This is a genomic window from Cytobacillus praedii, assembly GCF_001439605.1.
Classification (GTDB): domain Bacteria; phylum Bacillota; class Bacilli; order Bacillales; family Cytobacillaceae; genus Cytobacillus; species Cytobacillus praedii.
This window is the reverse complement of the sequence record NZ_LMBX01000013.1, coordinates 85,027-101,283: the sequence shown is the minus strand read 5'-3', so window position 1 is coordinate 101,283 and position 16,257 is coordinate 85,027. Positions and strand designations below refer to the sequence as shown.

Below are 16,257 nucleotides of genomic sequence, written 5' to 3'. Positions count from 1 at the left end.
TCCTTAAAGTTTTTATTTATCTAATTTTTGTATCTCTCTAACGACAATTCGTGAACCTTCAGCTTTTACCACACGAACTTTGGCATCTTTCAAAATAAATGCACCTTCACTTACCGCGTCAATTCGTTCATCTTCTATAACTATTGTTCCTGATGGTCTAAGCGCTGTCAAGGCATATCCTTCCAAGCCAATCAGCTCAAGTCTGTTCTTATTGGAAACATATCCTTGTTCAGTTTTTGTGGAGTCAGTTAATATTAGCTTCCTAAATATTTTCATTTTTCTACCAAACACCTTTATCATTAATATAGATGCTAGAATTGAAACACTAATGGCAATTAATATGGAAATTCCCATATGAATGATATTATCCGATGCTAAGAATAAGCTTCCTAGTATCGCAGCTAATCCGAGTATCCCCGCAATTCCTCCGGGAAGGAAAAACTCTGCGATAATCAGGCCAATTCCAATCACAAAAAGAATGATTGTCTCATATCCTGCCAGCCCGGCAACCAGGTGTCCATAGAAAAAAAGCAATAATGCAGACAACCCCATAAAGCCAGGAATACCAAATCCAGGTGAATATAATTCAAGAACAAGTCCTAAGCTGCCAATTGAAAGAAGAATCGGGATAATCACAGGATGGGTGATAAATCGAGCAATTTTTTCAGCAAAGCTCTCATCTACTGTCCGAATTTCAGAATGTGAATAGTCAAGTTTATCCAATAGTTCTTCTAAATTATTCACTGTACCCTTCGAATAACCTACTTTTAACGCATCTTCGCTCCCTAGCGTCAGCAGCTGCCCTCTTGGTGCATTATATTCAGGTAAATGAATCGATTCATCTGCCATTGCGCGTGCATAGATCGGAGTTCTTTTAGTTTGTTTCGCTGCCCCTTCCATTGCAGCAAACCAATAGGATTCGGCTTTCTTTCCTGCTGTATTTCCATCACCATTAATGATTGCAGCAGCACCCATTGTAGAACCGGGAGCCATATAAATTTCATCTGTATTTAGAGAAATATAGGCACCTGCTGAAAGAGCCTGTTTATTTATAAAAGTAATTGTTTTCACCTTTGTTGACGATAACAATTTTCCAATCTTTCCAGCAGCATCAACTTCCCCGCCCGGTGTATCCATTTCAAAAATAATTGCAGAAGCATGTTCTTCCTCAGCCGTTTGCACAGCTCTGTTTAAAAAGGCAAACATCCCTTTTTCAACAGTTTCTGAAATCGGTACCACATAGATTACTTCGTTCTTGGCATCCCCTTTAAAAGGTGCCAGCGTTAAAATGAATGCAAAAATAAAAGCAAAAATAGTTATACCTCTTCTTATTCTCAAACTTCCTCCCTCCCTTCAATTAACTCTTTCTATTGTATACGTTTTACTTAAGTAAAGGTTTCATTTTAATTAATTCCTTTTCATGTTTCGTTTTTCTTTCCAATGTTAAAAAGACCGAAAAGCAGATGCTTTCGGTCTTTTACACTTAATTTGTTTTTATGAAAGGTGTTGTTGTACAAGTTTATTTACAAGTGCTCCATCTGCTTTACCTTTTACTTTCGGCATGATGGCAGCCATTACTTTACCCATTTCAGCTTTTGATTTTGCTCCTGTTTCAGCAACCGTTTCTTGAACGATCTTTGAAACCTCTTCTTCAGATAGCTGTTTAGGCATATATATTTCGACGAACTGAAGTTCAGTACGAATTTTTTCAACAAGGTCTTCACGACCTGCTTTTTCAAATTCATGGAGGGAATCCTTGCGTTGCTTTACTTCGCGAGAAAGGACAGTAAGCTCCTGTTCTTCTGATAAATCTGATCCAAGTTTGATTGACTCATTTTGAATCGAAGCTTTGATCATTCGAATAACAGTCAGCTTATCTTTTTCTTTATTCCTCATCGCTTGTTTCATATCCTCATTTAGACGCTCGAGAAGACTCAATTACATACACCCTCTCTTACCACTTACGTTTTCTTGCAGCCTCAGACTTTTTCTTACGTTTAATACTAGGTTTTTCGTAGAATTCGCGCTTTCTAGCTTCTTGCAAAGTACCAGTTTTAGAAACTGAACGTTTGAAGCGACGAAGAGCATCTTCAAGCGATTCGTTTTTACGAACGACGGTTTTAGACATTCTCTTTCCCTCCCTCCGAGCACAACACACTAACACAACATGGTTTTCCATGTACTTTGCAATTATAATATAATAGCATGCCTGAGGTCAACTGTATTTAGCCTGTAATGGACTTGTTTTTACCTTGGAAATATTGCGATATCAGAAGATAAAAGCCAAGGTTAACTAAATTTACTTAAATGGCATGTCCTCACCCCTACAGCCATAGATATATATCTAGGGGGTGGATTCTTGGTCAAGCTATTATTTTTTATACTTTTAATCGGTTTATTCATATATGGGATGACACTGTTAAGGTCTGGTCTCATGAACCTTTCAGCAGAATCATTAAAAAAATGGCTCGTTAAGTTAACGAATGCCCCTTGGAAAGGTGTAATAATAGGCACTCTCATTACAGCGGTTTTACAAAGCAGTTCAGCCGTGATGATTATTACGATTGGATTTGTTTCAGCCAGATTGTTAACTTTTCCACAATCGATTGGCATTATATTAGGAACAAATATTGGAACTACATTTACAACTGAATTAATTACTTTTGATATAGAGGCCTACTTAATTCCATTGGCAATTACAGGAAGCCTTCTTGTTCTATTGAAAAAAAAAGGTCTTCGCAGCATTGGATTTGTTTTATTAGGCATATCCTGCGTGTTTGCGGCTATGAGGGGATTTGAGTATTTTGCTGGTACGCTGAAAAGTGTTGAGCAAATAAATCGCCTGCTGCTTGCATTAGATGAAAGCCATCTATACGGCGTATTAGCTGGCATTGTCATTACAGCCATTATTCAATCTAGCACAGCAACGACTGGAATAATCATGGGCTTTCTTACAGCAGGGACGATGGATCTAGATACAGGAATCGCGATTATGCTCGGATCAAATATCGGTACTTGTGTGGATGCTTATCTCGCTTCAATCGGCTCAGGGAGGGAGGCAAAGCTTGCTGCATATGCACATATATGGCTAAATGTTATAGGAGTTATTATTTTCTATCCATTCATTTATTGGTTAACTGAAATTGGACTCCAGCTTGCAGGTCAAGCAGATGTTCAGCTCGCTCATATTAGTGTAATTTTTAATGTTGTCTCATCCTTGCTCGTTTTGCCCTTTGCTGCACAATTTGGGCGATTTATTATAAAAATTCATGATAAATAAGATAATAAAAAGAAATGCCGAAAATCCGGCATTTCTTTTTTAATAGTCTGAATCGCTAGTTAAACCGTTGACGATAGCTGCACCAGAGCTTGCACCTATTCTTGAAGCACCTGCTTTAATCATTAGTTCCGCATCTTCTGCACTTCTTACGCCGCCTGATGCTTTTACTCCGATCGCTGGACCAACTGTTTTTCTCATTAGAGCAATATCTTCTGCAGTTGCTCCCCCTGTTGAAAAACCAGTAGATGTTTTTACAAAATCGGCACCAGCTTTAACAGATAATTCACATGCTCTTACCTTTTCTTCTTCAGTAAGAAGGCACGTTTCAATAATTACTTTAGTAAGAGCTTTTCCCTTCGCTGCATTCACTACAGCTCGGATATCGCTCTCCACTAACTCATTGTCTCCGCCCTTTAAAGCACCAATATTAATAACCATATCTACTTCTGTGGCCCCATTTTCAATCGCATTTTTTGTTTCAAATGCTTTTGTTTCAGGTGTTGAAGCACCTAACGGGAAGCCAATAACCGTACAAACCTTTACGTCTGTACCTTTTAATAGCTCTGCTGATCGCTTCACCCAGGTAGGATTTACACAGACAGAAGCAAAATTGTATTCTTTTGCTTCTGCACAAATTTTTTCAATTTGTTCTTTTGTTGCATCCGCTTTCAATAATGTATGATCGATCATTTTTGCGACATTTGTTGTCATTATTCAAAACTCCTTTCAAATAAACGAGTTGTCCGTACCTCTCACATCATATCATGCCTGCATAAAAATATCGAGTCGAATCTCATATTTTTATCCTTACTCTGATAGCTTTTCCAAATTCAATTATCCCATGAAATCAAAATGATTTTTATGGATAAGTGCCTCAGCAATACAAAAAAAGAACTACCTATCTAGATAGTTCCTTTTCCTATTTGGTTTCTTCACAAATATTGTTACTAACACATGGGTTGGTAAAGGTTGATTTCCGCTCAAGGTTGCACAGCGACCAGCGGGGTGGGCGCTTAGCCTCCTCCGCACATTCGTGCCTGCGGGATCTTACCTGTCCCACTCCTCCCGCCGGAGTCTCGCACCTTCCAATCAACTAGGTTTTTTACAAACCAATGTCTATCCAATTATCATAATCAAAAGCAACAATTTATTTAGAAAGATTTTCCTATTTAAACCGCTGCTTCTTCCTGTTCTTCCAGCTGGTCTAGTACACGTACAAATTCACCTTCATTGTATGGATAGCCAGCTTTTTTAATTTTCACCTTAACAATTTGACCAACCATTTCCTCTGTTGCAGGGAAAACAACTTTGAGGTAATTATCTGTATAGCCTACATATAAATCGGTATTCGGCTCATCTTTAAATTCTTCCTCTGGAATCACTTCAAGTACGTCCCCTTCAAATTGAGAAGCGTATTCCTTCGCAAGCTGATCAGATAAAGAAATCAGACGGTGTACCCGTTCATTTTTCACTTCTTCTTCTACTTGATCTTCCATTCTTGCTGCTGGCGTACCTGTACGCTTAGAATATGGGAAAACATGCAGCTCAGAGAATTTATGCTCTTTAATAAAATTATATGTTTCCATAAATTCCTCTTCCGTTTCTCCAGGGAAACCTACAATCACATCAGAAGTTATCGCTAGACCTGGCAGCACTTCTTTCAGGCGCTCCAAACGCTCACCGAAAAATTCCATCGTATATTTACGGCGCATTCTTTTTAAAACCGTATTAGAACCAGATTGGATTGGAATATGAAGATGTCTAACAATCATTGTTGATTCCTTGATTGCTTCAATTACTTCATCGGTAATTTGACTCGCTTCGATCGAAGAAATACGAATTCGCTTTAATCCCTTTACCTGTGCTTCCATATCACGAAGAAGCATGGCAAGATTATAATCCTTCATGTCTTCCCCGTATCCGCCAGTATGAATACCTGTTAGGACAATTTCTTTATATCCTGCATCAACTAGCTGCTGTGCTTGACGGATAACCTCTTTAGGATCTCTAGATCTCATAAGTCCGCGGGCCCATGGAATAATACAGAAAGTACAGAAATTGTTGCAGCCCTCTTGGATTTTTAGTGATGCACGTGTGCGGTCTGTAAATGCTGGAACATCAAGCTCTTCGTATACACGGTTTTTCATAATATTGCCAACCCCGTTAATTGGCTGACGTTCTTCTTTATATTGTTTAATATAATCAAGCATCTTCACACGGTCTTGTGTTCCTACAACAATATCCACTCCAGGAATTGCCATAATCTCTGCTGGTGAAGTTTGAGCATAACAGCCAGTTACACAAATAACTGCATCAGGATTTTTCCTGATAGCTCTGCGGATCACTTGACGGCTTTTCTTATCACCAGTATTAGTAACCGTACAAGTATTGATAATATAAACATCTGACATTGATTCAAAATCAACCCGGTCATAGCCTTCTTCTTTAAAAAGCTGCCAAATCGCTTCTGTCTCGTAATGGTTAACTTTACAACCAAGTGTATGAAATGCAACTGTAGGCATATTATTTCACTCCATTAATTCAAAATGATAGGAAACAGCAGAAAGTGCAAATAGTGGAGCTGTCTCCGTTCTTAAAATCCTAGGACCTAATCCGCATGTACGGAAGCCGTGTTCCCTTAAGCTAGAAACTTCTAGCTCAGTTAAACCACCTTCAGGTCCAAAAACAAACAATACTGTTTGACCTCTTTTCATTTCAGCCAACGTTTTTGAAAGGACAGAAGCCTCTCCTTGTTTCGCTTCTTCCTCAAAAGCAATTAATTTATAATCAAAGCCCTCACCCATTTTTATTAAGGACTTTAAATTTACAGGACTTTTTACCGCTGGAAGCTTCGTCCGATGGGACTGTTCGGCTGCTTCTTTAGCAATTTTCTGCCACCGATCCAACTTTTTTTCAGCCTTTTTCTCATCCCATTTTACTACTGAGCGCGCTGAAATAAAAGGGATAAACTGAAAAGCGCCAAGCTCGGTCCCTTTTTGGATAATCCATTCGAGCTTATCCCCTTTAGGCAGTCCACTCACAATTGTTACTTCAATTGGAAGTTCTGATGTCCCACTGATCCATTGTACAACTTCTGCGATTACTTGTTCATCGGTAATTTCTGCAATTGAGCAGACAGCGCTTTTATTTAAAGGAGAAGCACAAATTATCTGATCCCCTTCCTTCATTCGCATCACCCGAACAATATGATGATAATCATCACCTACAATGAAAAAATGGTTTTCATCAGCAGATTGGTCGACAAAATAACGCTGCATTCCGACACCTTCCTTCATTTAATTAATAACGCATAAAAAGGAGGACAATTTTAAGTCCCCCTTTTTCTATATTACTTTCGTTTCCCGATGATTGCCACCCAGTCTTCCATTTGCAGTGTTTCTGCAATTTCAAAACCAGCATCTATCATTGCTTCCTTTACTTCTTGTTTTTTCGGTTGAATAATTCCAGAAGCGATGAAATAGCCATCTTGTTTAACAGTGGAAGTGACATCATCAGTAAACCGGAGAATAACCTCAGCCAAAATATTTGCTACGACAATATCAGCGCCCGGCTCTACCCCATCGAGCAAATTATTTTGCTTCACATCTACTGCATGATGTACTTTGTTTAATTCGATATTAAGCCTTGCTGAGTTTACAGCCACCTCATCAAGATCAAGTGCAGTTACTTTCTCTGCACCAAGCATTGCTGCTGCAATACTTAATACGCCTGAGCCAGTACCAACATCGACAACCTTATCTCCAGCTTTAACCGTTCTTTCTAATGCTTGGATACACATCACTGTTGTTGGATGTGTCCCAGTTCCAAACGCCATGCCAGGGTCAAGTTCAATAATCAATTCGTCGCTTGATACAGGTGTGTAATCTTCCCATGTTGGAACAATCGTAAAACGTTCTGAAATTTTCACCGGATGGTAATATTTCTTCCACGCTGTTGCCCATTCTTCTTCATTTACCTCACTGATGCTTACATCATTTTTCCCAATATCAATATTATATAAAACGAGATTATTAATCGCTTCTTTTATTTCTTCCACATTCTCAGCAAGAAAACTATTTTCAGGCAAATAGGCTTTGATAATTACGCCTTCTTCCGGATAGTCATCAGGATTGAGCTGGTAGATTTCGCCGAACTGATCTCTTCTCTCTTTAATAAGCTCGAATGGATCCTCAATAACAACACCACTTGCTCCGGCCTCATGTAAAATATTCGAAATCGGCTCCACAGCCTCATTTGTTGTATGAATACTGATTTCTGACCATTTCACTTCTACCAACTCCATTTCCCTTTATTCACCCTTAAATGCTCGTTTCACCTTTGCAAAAAAGCTTTCTTCTTGCTCTCCCTGCGGAACCTGACCGCTAACCTCTGCAAAATCATGAAGGAGCTGCTTTTGCTTTTCTGTCAGTTTCGTAGGCGTAATTATACGGACGATAATATGCTGATCACCCTTGCCATAGCCTCTTACATTTTGAATCCCTTTATCCTTTAGACGGAACTTTGTACCTGTTTGTGTACCTGCTGGAACTTTTAACTTCACTTTTCCGTATAAAGTCGGTACTTCCACTTCATCTCCTAATGCCGCTTGAACAAATGTTATTGGCATTTCGCAGTAAACATCATCGCCATCACGTTCAAAGAATTCATGCGAGCGAACTTGGAACACAACATATAGATCGCCTGGAGGTCCCCCATTTACGCCTGGCTCACCTTGCCCAGATACCCGAAGCTGCTGACCATCGTCAATTCCAGCTGGAATTTTAACTTGTATTTTTTTGCGTTTTTTAACTTTGCCTGCTCCGCCACATGTCGAGCACTTATGTTTAATTTGTTTCCCTGTTCCATTACATTGATGACACACGCGGCGATTCACAATTTTGCCAAATGGTGTGTTTTGTTCTACATTTAGCTGACCTGACCCATGGCAGTGTCCACATGTTTCAGGTTTTGTTCCTGGCTTTGCTCCTGATCCGTTACATGTTTCACATGTTTCTTCACGAGGAATCTCAATTTCCGTCTCTTTTCCAAAAACCGCATCCTCAAAGGATAGGGTCATTGTATACTGAAGGTCAGCCCCCTGACGAGGTGCATTAGGGTCACGACGTCTAGAACCGCCTCCGCCAAAGAACGAACTGAAAATATCTTCAAATCCGCCAAAGCCTTCAAATCCGCCTCCGCCAAACCCTTGATTCGGATCTGTATGACCAAACTGATCGTAATGAGCCTTTTTCTGATCATCACTTAGCACTTCATATGCTTCTTTTACTTCTTTAAATTTTTCGTCTGCATCCGGTTCTTTATTAATATCCGGATGATATTTTTTAGATAGCTTTCGATAAGCCTTTTTTATTTCATCCTTGGATGCGCTTTTGCTGACACCAAGGACTTCATAGTAATCCCTTTTGTCCATGAGATTTACACTCCCCGAATCATTTCACATAAAGATTATTTTATCACTGTCTGTTTTAATTGTGCAACTATAGAATGTTATTGCACGTTGATCTCAGCTCAAGGCACTTGCTTTTCTGCATGATACCAGGAATCACCTCAGCGCATGCGCTTCTTGTGTGTCCCTTTGGCTCGCTTTTCCTAATGAACATGCATCCCCAAATAAATACCGCATGAAGGAAATCCAAGTGCATTTTCTAGGAGTCTAGCTCCTTTACGCTCCAAACAATTCGTGCAAAAAATAAAAGCCAAAGCCAAGATATCCTGACTTTGACTTTTAAGAATAAAGGACTTAACTTATTTATCGTCGTTAACCTCTTCAAATTCTGCGTCAACTACATTGTCGTCATTGCTCTTTCCTGCTTGACCTTCTGCTCCTTGTGCAGCTTGAGCCTGCTGTGCTGCTTGTTCATAAAGCTTCATTGTCAATGCTTGAACAATTTCTTGTAAAGCATCTTTCTTTGCTTTAATTTCTTCTAGCTCATTCTTTTCAATCGCTGCTTTTAAAGCGTCCTTCGCTTCGTTTGCTTTCGCAACCTCTGCTTCGTCTACTTTTCCTTCAAGATCCTTCAATGTCTTTTCAGTTGTGAAGACAAGCTGATCTGCTTCGTTGCGAAGCTCTACTTCTTCTTTACGCTTTTTATCTGCTTCCGCATTTTCTTCAGCTTCTCTTACCATTTTATCGATTTCTTCATCTGATAAACCAGTTGAAGATTTAATTGTAATTGCTTGCTCTTTGTTTGTTCCAAGATCTTTCGCACGAACGTTTACAATTCCGTTTTTATCGATATCAAATGAAACCTCGATTTGCGGAATACCACGTGGTGCTGGTGGAATATCGCCAAGCTGGAAGCGGCCTAATGTCTTGTTGTCAGCTGCCATTGGACGTTCACCTTGCAGCACATGAATATCAACAGCTGATTGGTTATCTGCAGCAGTTGAGAATACTTGTGATTTTGATGTTGGAATAGTTGTATTACGATCAATTAGTTTTGTAAATACTCCACCCATTGTTTCGATACCAAGTGAAAGCGGTGTAACGTCTAGAAGAACAACATCCTTCACATCACCAGTGATTACTCCACCTTGAATAGCAGCACCCATTGCAACTACTTCATCAGGGTTAACCCCTTTATGCGGCTCTTTTCCTGTTGCTTTTTTGATTGCTTCTTGGACAGCAGGAATACGAGTAGATCCACCAACAAGAATAACTCGATCAATTTCAGAAGCTGATAGGCCAGCATCGCTTAATGCTTGACGAGTTGGTCCCATTGTACGTTCAACAAGATTAGAAGAAAGCTCATCGAATTTTGCTCTTGATAAAGATACCTCAAGATGTAGCGGTCCTGCTTCACCAGCTGTAATAAACGGCAAGGAAATTTGAGTAGTTGTTACACCAGAAAGATCCTTTTTCGCCTTTTCAGCTGCATCTTTTAATCTTTGTACAGCCATCTTGTCTTTTGAAAGATCAATGCCATTTTCCTTTTTAAATTGTTCAACTAAATAATCGATGATTACTTGGTCAAAGTCGTCTCCACCAAGGCGGTTGTCACCTGCAGTAGATTTTACTTCAAACACTCCATCCCCTAATTCAAGAATGGAAACGTCAAACGTTCCGCCACCAAGGTCATATACAAGAATCGTTTGGTCTTCATCTGTTTTATCCATACCATATGCTAATGCAGCAGCAGTTGGTTCATTAATGATACGTTCTACTTCAAGTCCTGCAATTTTACCTGCATCCTTAGTTGCTTGACGTTCAGCATCATTAAAGTAAGCTGGAACAGTAATAACTGCCTTTTCCACTTTTTCTCCTAGATATTCTTCAGCATATGATTTTAAATACTGAAGAATAATGGCAGAAACTTCTTGAGGAGAATACTCTTTTCCTTCAACTTCTACCTTATAGTCTGTTCCCATGTGACGTTTAACAGACATAATTGTATTTGGATTTGTAATTGATTGACGTTTAGCAACTTCCCCAACTTGGCGTTCGCCATTTTTAAATGCTACAACTGAAGGAGTAGTACGATTGCCTTCTGGATTAGGAATTACTTTTGCTTCTCCGCCTTCTAAAACAGAGACACATGAGTTTGTTGTACCTAAATCGATACCAATGATTTTGCTCATATTAGTTACCTCCCGTGAATATGTAATTACTGATTTACTTTTACCATGCTTGGACGAATGACTCTGTCTTTCAGGATATATCCCTTTTGAAACTCTTCTACCACATGATTCGAATCGAAGCCTTCTACTTCCACTTGCATGACCGCTTGGTGGACATGCGGATCGAATTCCTTCCCAACAGCTTCAATTGGTTCAGCACCTTCATTTTTTAAAGCTTCAAGCAAACTGCGATAAACCATTTCCATTCCTTGTAAAATAGATTTAGCCTGTTCGCTATCAGCTTCCATTTGAAGAGCTCTTTCAAAATTGTCTATTGCTGGCAATAGATTAGTGATTAAACTTTGTGCTCTATATTTTTCAGACGCTTCAAGATCCAAACGGGCACGGCGTCTGCTATTTTCAAAATCAGCCTGAAGTCGAAAATAACGATTTTCAGCCTCTTCTAACTTTGCTTCTAATTCTGCTGTTTTTTCTTGCTCTGCCTTCAACTGGTCCTCAATTGAAATTTCTTCATTGCCCTCAGATGATTCAGTTTTTGTTTCAACAGCTTCAGCAGCATTTTCATTCGTTTCTACCGCTTCTGTTTCTTCAATTGCCTCTTCATTTAGCATATCTTTTTCCTCTGCCAACTTGTTCACCTCCCCTAAAGTAATTACAGGTTGATTATTTTACTTTTTTCATAGCCAAAAAACATAAGCAGGGAAAGTTCCATCCATCGCTTCAATTCCCCTGGTTAATTGCCCTGATACAGCTTTGTTAAAACAGATGTTAAATCTCGGCTTATATAGTCCAGCAGACTAATTACTCGTGAATATTCCATTCTTGTAGGTCCTAATATAGAAATGGAGCCAAGCTGTTCTGTTCCAATTGAGTAAGTTGCTGTAATCAAGCTGCAATTTTCCATTGCAGTATTGTTATTCTCTCGGCCAATTTTAATGTTAATGCCGGATTGATTTTTGCGAATAAGCTCATATATGCTGTCTTCCTGTTCAATCATCGTCATAAGGCTTTTAATCTTCTCAAAATCATGAAATTCTGGCTGACTTAACATATTAGTTTTTCCGCCAAAAAACAATTTCTCATGAGATGGAATCAACAATGTATCTGCAATGGAATGCAGTATGAAATCATAATTATTTATATGCTGTCTTAACAACAGTGCAACTTCTTTATAAATTTTATCATTTAAACTTTCAATGGAAGAACCTGCTAATCGGTCATTTAAAATATTGGCTAGTTTCTCAAGCTCCCCTAAATCCATCGTTTCTGGCAATTGGAACATGCGATTCTGAACATAGCCTGAATCAGTCACAATAATTGCCACTGCCGTCTGTTTATTAATAGGGACGATTTGGATTTTTTTCAATTTATTATCCCTAACTGCAGGTCCTAAAGCAATGGCTGTGTAGTTCGTTAATTCTGAAAGGATTCTTGCAGAATTTTGGACTATTTTCTCCAGCTCATAAATTCTTTCCGCAAAGATCGATTTCACTTTATAAACATCTTGCTGATCAAGCTTTTGCGGTGACAGCAAATGGTCTACATAATATCGATAGCCCTTGTCAGACGGAATTCTTCCAGACGATGTATGTGTCTTTTCAATAAATCCTAGCTCTTCTAAGTCAGACATTTCATTACGTATCGTCGCAGAACTAAAAGAAATCTCTTCTTTTTTCGACAAGCTTCTGGATCCAACCGGCTGTGCCGAGTGAATAAAGTCATTAATAATAACCTGAAGTATCAATAATTGTCTATCGGTCAACATGGTTATCACCTCTGTTAGCACTCTTTAATAGCGAGTGCTAATTCTATTAATAAATTATCAAATGACAGGGGCTGTGTCAATTTATTTAACTAGATTTTCGGGTATAATGTCCAATTTCCTTAAAGAGCTTTTTTATAAGCGATTAAAAAATCATGCCGAATTCTGTCGTTATATCATCAATCTATTTTAGAAATGACTGAAAAACTTCATTACCTAAGAAACGCCCCTGCTTCGTCAAACAGATCTGATCGTCAGTTACTTGAATTAAATCACGAAAGGTTAGGGCTTTCAGTTCATTTTTATACAAAGCAACTGGGTTTTCCTCAAATTTTTCAATAAATCGGGTAATGGAAACACCAGCTGTTTTACGAAGCCCAAGGAACATTTCCTCTTCCATTTGCTCCACTTTTGTTACTTTGTGCCTGTCTAGAATCGGCAATCTTCGCTCATTTACCGAGTTCATATATTTTTTCAATGGCCCATGATTAGAAATTCTGCTGCCATTGACGTAGCTATGTGCACCTGCACCAAATCCGTAATACCATTCATTATTCCAATAAGTTAAATTATGTTTGCTCTCGTATCCAGGTTTTGAGAAATTACTGATTTCATATTGTTTAAATCCACGCTTCTCCATTTCTTCCATCAATACTTCAAACATTTCTGCCTCCACATCCTCCCCAGGAGATAGAAGCTTGCCTTTGCGCATTAAATTATAAAAAACGGTCTTCGGTTCAATAATTAAGGAATAGCCTGAGTAATGCTGAATATCTAAGCTAAAGGCTGTAGCTAATGTTTCTTTAAAATCAGCAAGCGTTTGACCAGGCAAGCTATAAATAAGATCAATGCTTATGTTTTCAAATCCAGTTTTTTTCGCCAAGTCGATTGATTGAAAAACATCTTTGGCACGATGAGCTCTTCCAATCCGCTTTAAAAGCTCTTCATTAAAAGTCTGAACCCCAAAGCTAATCCTATTCACTCCGGCTTGATATAGGGTCCGCAGTTTTTCTTCTGACAGATCCCCAGGATTCGCCTCGAAAGTAAATTCCGTTTCATTGCTATAAGGGAGATAGGTCTTAATGATTTGGCATAGTTTTTCAAGCTGCTGCTCATTTAATGCCGTCGGCGTGCCCCCGCCAATGAAAATGGTATCTAAAAGTTCTGTTGGTGTTTCATTTAGTGTCATTTTGATTTCTTCTGCTAGTGAATCAAGATACTCATCGACAGGCTGTCCTTTTAGAAATACTTTATTAAAATCACAATAGTGGCAAATATGCTCACAAAAGGGAATATGAATGTATGCTGCTTTGATCATTTCTTCACTACCTTTATTAAAATAACTTGTAGAATCAAGAGTTCAGTCCTAGTTTAAATGTAAATGTCGGTCACCTTCTTTTCACTACGCTGGTTATTACTCCGTACATAAAGGCTTGCTCAAAAAAGGTAACCAACAATTTATTGCCCATATAAAAAGAGAGGCTGATCTGCTTTATTTAAAAAGCATAACCAACCTCCCTTTCCAATGCAATGATCTTTACTTTTTCGAACTGTTGTCGTCCATTTTTAGGACGGCCATAAATGCTTCTTGCGGAACTTCAACAGAGCCGACTTGCTTCAACCGTTTTTTCCCTTCCTTTTGCTTTTCTAAAAGCTTTCTTTTCCGGGAAATGTCACCGCCATAACATTTAGCAAGTACGTTTTTCCCCATCGATTTGATGGTTGAACGGGCAACAATTTTCTGACCGATTGCTGCTTGAACTGGAACCTCGAATTGCTGACGTGGAATGAGCTCTTTTAATTTTTCAACAATAATTTTTCCACGCTCATAGGCAAAGTCCTTATGCACAATAAAGCTTAACGCATCCACTTTTTCAGAATTTAAAAGAATATCCATCTTTACGAGCTTGGATGGCTTATAGCCAATTAATTCATAATCGAAAGATGCGTATCCCTTCGTATTTGATTTCAGCTGATCAAAGAAATCATAAACAATTTCAGATAACGGAATTTCATATATAATATTCACACGTGTTTCATCCATATATTGCATGTCAATGAATATTCCGCGCTTTGCCTGACAAAGTTCCATTATCGCACCAACATAGTCATTCGGCGCCATCATTGTCGCTTTTACATATGGCTCTTCTACCCGGTCAATCTTTTGCGGGTCCGGCATATTTGAAGGATTGTCTACTTTCACTTGAGAACCGTCTGTCATGATGACATCATAGATTACACTTGGCGCGGTTGTAATTAAATCAATTTTAAATTCACGTTCAATTCGCTCTTGAATAATCTCCATATGAAGCAATCCAAGGAATCCACAGCGAAAGCCAAAGCCTAAAGCTTGAGAAGTTTCTGGCTCGAACTGCAAGGCTGAGTCATTTAATTCTAACTTTTCAAGTGCATCACGCAAATCATTGAACTTGGCACTGTCAATTGGATAAAGTCCACAAAATACCATTGGGTTTAATTTACGGTAACCAGGCAAGGCTTCTGCTGCACCGTTCTTTGCACTTGTAATCGTGTCACCTACACGCGTATCACCGACATTCTTAATGGCTGCTGTTAGGAAACCAACATCACCAACTGTTAGTTCATCTTGCGCTTGCGCTTTCGGTGAGAATACGCCCACCTCAACTACTTCAAATTCCTTCCCCGTTGCCATCATTTTTATTTTGTCTCCGGCCCTAACTGTTCCTTCAACTACTCGAATATAGGCAACTACTCCTCGATAGGCATCAAAGAGGGAGTCAAAGATGAGCGCTTTTAATGGCGCATCAGGATCACCAGTTGGTGCAGGCACCTTTTCTACCACTTGTTCCAATATTTCTTCGATTCCAATTCCAGCCTTTGCAGAAGTAAGAACCGCTTCAGAAGCATCGAGTCCAATTACTTCTTCAATTTCATTTCTTACTCGTTCAGGATCTGCACTTGGAAGATCAATTTTATTAATGATTGGAAGAATTTCCAAATCATTATCAAGTGCTAAATAAACATTGGCAAGCGTCTGTGCTTCAATCCCTTGTGCCGCGTCCACTACTAGGATCGCCCCTTCACAGGCAGCTAAGCTGCGGGAAACCTCATAGGTAAAGTCGACATGTCCAGGTGTATCAATCAAATGGAAAATATACATTTCTCCATCTTTTGCTTTATATTTTAATTGAACGGAATTTAATTTAATCGTAATTCCGCGTTCTCTCTCTAAATCCATCGAATCTAATAGCTGATTTTTCATTTCACGTGAAGTCAATGCATTCGTTTTTTCAAGAATGCGGTCAGCTAAGGTTGATTTCCCATGATCAATATGAGCAATGATGGAAAAATTCCGTATTTTTGCTTGTCTCTTTAGTCTTTCTTCTCTGTTCATTATTTTTCTTTTCACTCCTACTTAGAAAAGCGCAGGCGCCTTGTTCATCGCCGTACAAACTGGAAGGGTCGCTACTGAGATATAGAAGACACAATGAGCGAAAGCGAATTGATGTCAACTTATCGTAGGGAGCGGGCCTGAAGTTTGATAGGCGATAGACGCTGTAGCTAGACAATTCTCTTACTCTAAAGTAATACTTTTTGATACTAAGAAAAGCACCAGGTTTATCTCACAATACCCGGG

Annotated in this window: 14 protein-coding genes; 1 reads left to right on the top strand and 13 read right to left on the bottom strand. The window is 39.0% G+C overall.

Translation table 11 applies throughout. From position 1 onward, the window contains the following. Nucleotides 1-12: 12 nt before the first annotated feature. The 3 genes from ASU02_RS14840 to rpsU all read right to left on the bottom strand — a co-directional run bounded on the left by ASU02_RS14840 (nt 13) and on the right by rpsU (nt 2,128). The gene (locus tag ASU02_RS14840; protein WP_057764945.1) at nt 13-1,338 is read right to left on the bottom strand and encodes an NfeD family protein; all 1,326 of its coding nucleotides are present in this window, start codon (nt 1,336-1,338) and stop codon (nt 13-15) included. A gap of 156 nt (nt 1,339-1,494) precedes the next feature. Continuing rightward, the gene (locus ASU02_RS14835) at nt 1,495-1,938 is read right to left on the bottom strand and encodes a GatB/YqeY domain-containing protein (RefSeq protein ID WP_057764943.1); all 444 of its coding nucleotides are present in this window, start codon (nt 1,936-1,938) and stop codon (nt 1,495-1,497) included. A 16-nt stretch (nt 1,939-1,954) separates the two neighbouring features. Further along, a complete protein-coding gene (gene rpsU / locus ASU02_RS14830; protein WP_009333009.1) occupies nt 1,955-2,128 on the bottom strand; it encodes a 30S ribosomal protein S21 in 174 nt (57 codons plus the stop codon). Between the two features lie 231 nt (nt 2,129-2,359). Between rpsU and ASU02_RS14825 the strand changes: the two genes are divergently transcribed. Next, nucleotides 2,360-3,280 carry a Na/Pi symporter gene (locus ASU02_RS14825; protein WP_057764941.1) on the top strand — a complete coding sequence of 307 codons (921 nt, stop codon included), beginning with the start codon at nt 2,360-2,362 and terminating at the stop codon, nt 3,278-3,280. A gap of 39 nt (nt 3,281-3,319) precedes the next feature. On the opposite strand, the gene deoC is transcribed toward ASU02_RS14825, so the two are convergent. From deoC to lepA, 10 genes are all read right to left on the bottom strand, one after another. After that, complete coding sequence (gene deoC / locus ASU02_RS14820; protein ID WP_057764939.1) at nt 3,320-3,991, bottom strand: deoxyribose-phosphate aldolase; 672 nt, start codon at nt 3,989-3,991, stop codon at nt 3,320-3,322. Nucleotides 3,992-4,449: 458 nt separating this feature from the next. Further along, entirely contained in the window at nt 4,450-5,802 is a 1,353-nt protein-coding gene (gene mtaB, locus ASU02_RS14815) for a tRNA (N(6)-L-threonylcarbamoyladenosine(37)-C(2))-methylthiotransferase MtaB (RefSeq protein ID WP_057764937.1), read from the bottom strand. A 6-nt stretch (nt 5,803-5,808) separates the two neighbouring features. After that, a complete protein-coding gene (locus ASU02_RS14810; RefSeq protein WP_057764934.1) occupies nt 5,809-6,558 on the bottom strand; it encodes a 16S rRNA (uracil(1498)-N(3))-methyltransferase in 750 nt (249 codons plus the stop codon). Between the two features lie 71 nt (nt 6,559-6,629). Further along, the gene (gene prmA / locus ASU02_RS14805; protein ID WP_057765035.1) at nt 6,630-7,568 is read right to left on the bottom strand and encodes a 50S ribosomal protein L11 methyltransferase; all 939 of its coding nucleotides are present in this window, start codon (nt 7,566-7,568) and stop codon (nt 6,630-6,632) included. A 21-nt stretch (nt 7,569-7,589) separates the two neighbouring features. Next, entirely contained in the window at nt 7,590-8,711 is a 1,122-nt protein-coding gene (dnaJ, locus tag ASU02_RS14800; protein WP_057764932.1) for a molecular chaperone DnaJ, read from the bottom strand. A gap of 335 nt (nt 8,712-9,046) precedes the next feature. Continuing rightward, nucleotides 9,047-10,879: a molecular chaperone DnaK gene (gene dnaK, locus ASU02_RS14795; RefSeq protein ID WP_057764930.1), complete on the bottom strand. Its 1,833-nt coding sequence runs from the start codon at nt 10,877-10,879 to the stop codon at nt 9,047-9,049. Nucleotides 10,880-10,905: 26 nt separating this feature from the next. Beyond that, on the bottom strand, nt 10,906-11,508 hold the full coding sequence (gene grpE / locus ASU02_RS14790; protein WP_408607276.1) for a nucleotide exchange factor GrpE: 603 nt from the start codon (nt 11,506-11,508) through the stop codon (nt 10,906-10,908). 104 nt (nt 11,509-11,612) lie between these two features. Further along, a complete protein-coding gene (gene hrcA, locus ASU02_RS14785; RefSeq protein ID WP_057764927.1) occupies nt 11,613-12,644 on the bottom strand; it encodes a heat-inducible transcriptional repressor HrcA in 1,032 nt (343 codons plus the stop codon). 181 nt (nt 12,645-12,825) lie between these two features. Further along, entirely contained in the window at nt 12,826-13,959 is a 1,134-nt protein-coding gene (gene hemW / locus ASU02_RS14780) for a radical SAM family heme chaperone HemW (protein ID WP_057764925.1), read from the bottom strand. Between the two features lie 219 nt (nt 13,960-14,178). Further along, complete coding sequence (gene lepA, locus ASU02_RS14775) at nt 14,179-16,014, bottom strand: translation elongation factor 4 (protein ID WP_057764923.1); 1,836 nt, start codon at nt 16,012-16,014, stop codon at nt 14,179-14,181. Nucleotides 16,015-16,257 lie beyond the last annotated feature (243 nt).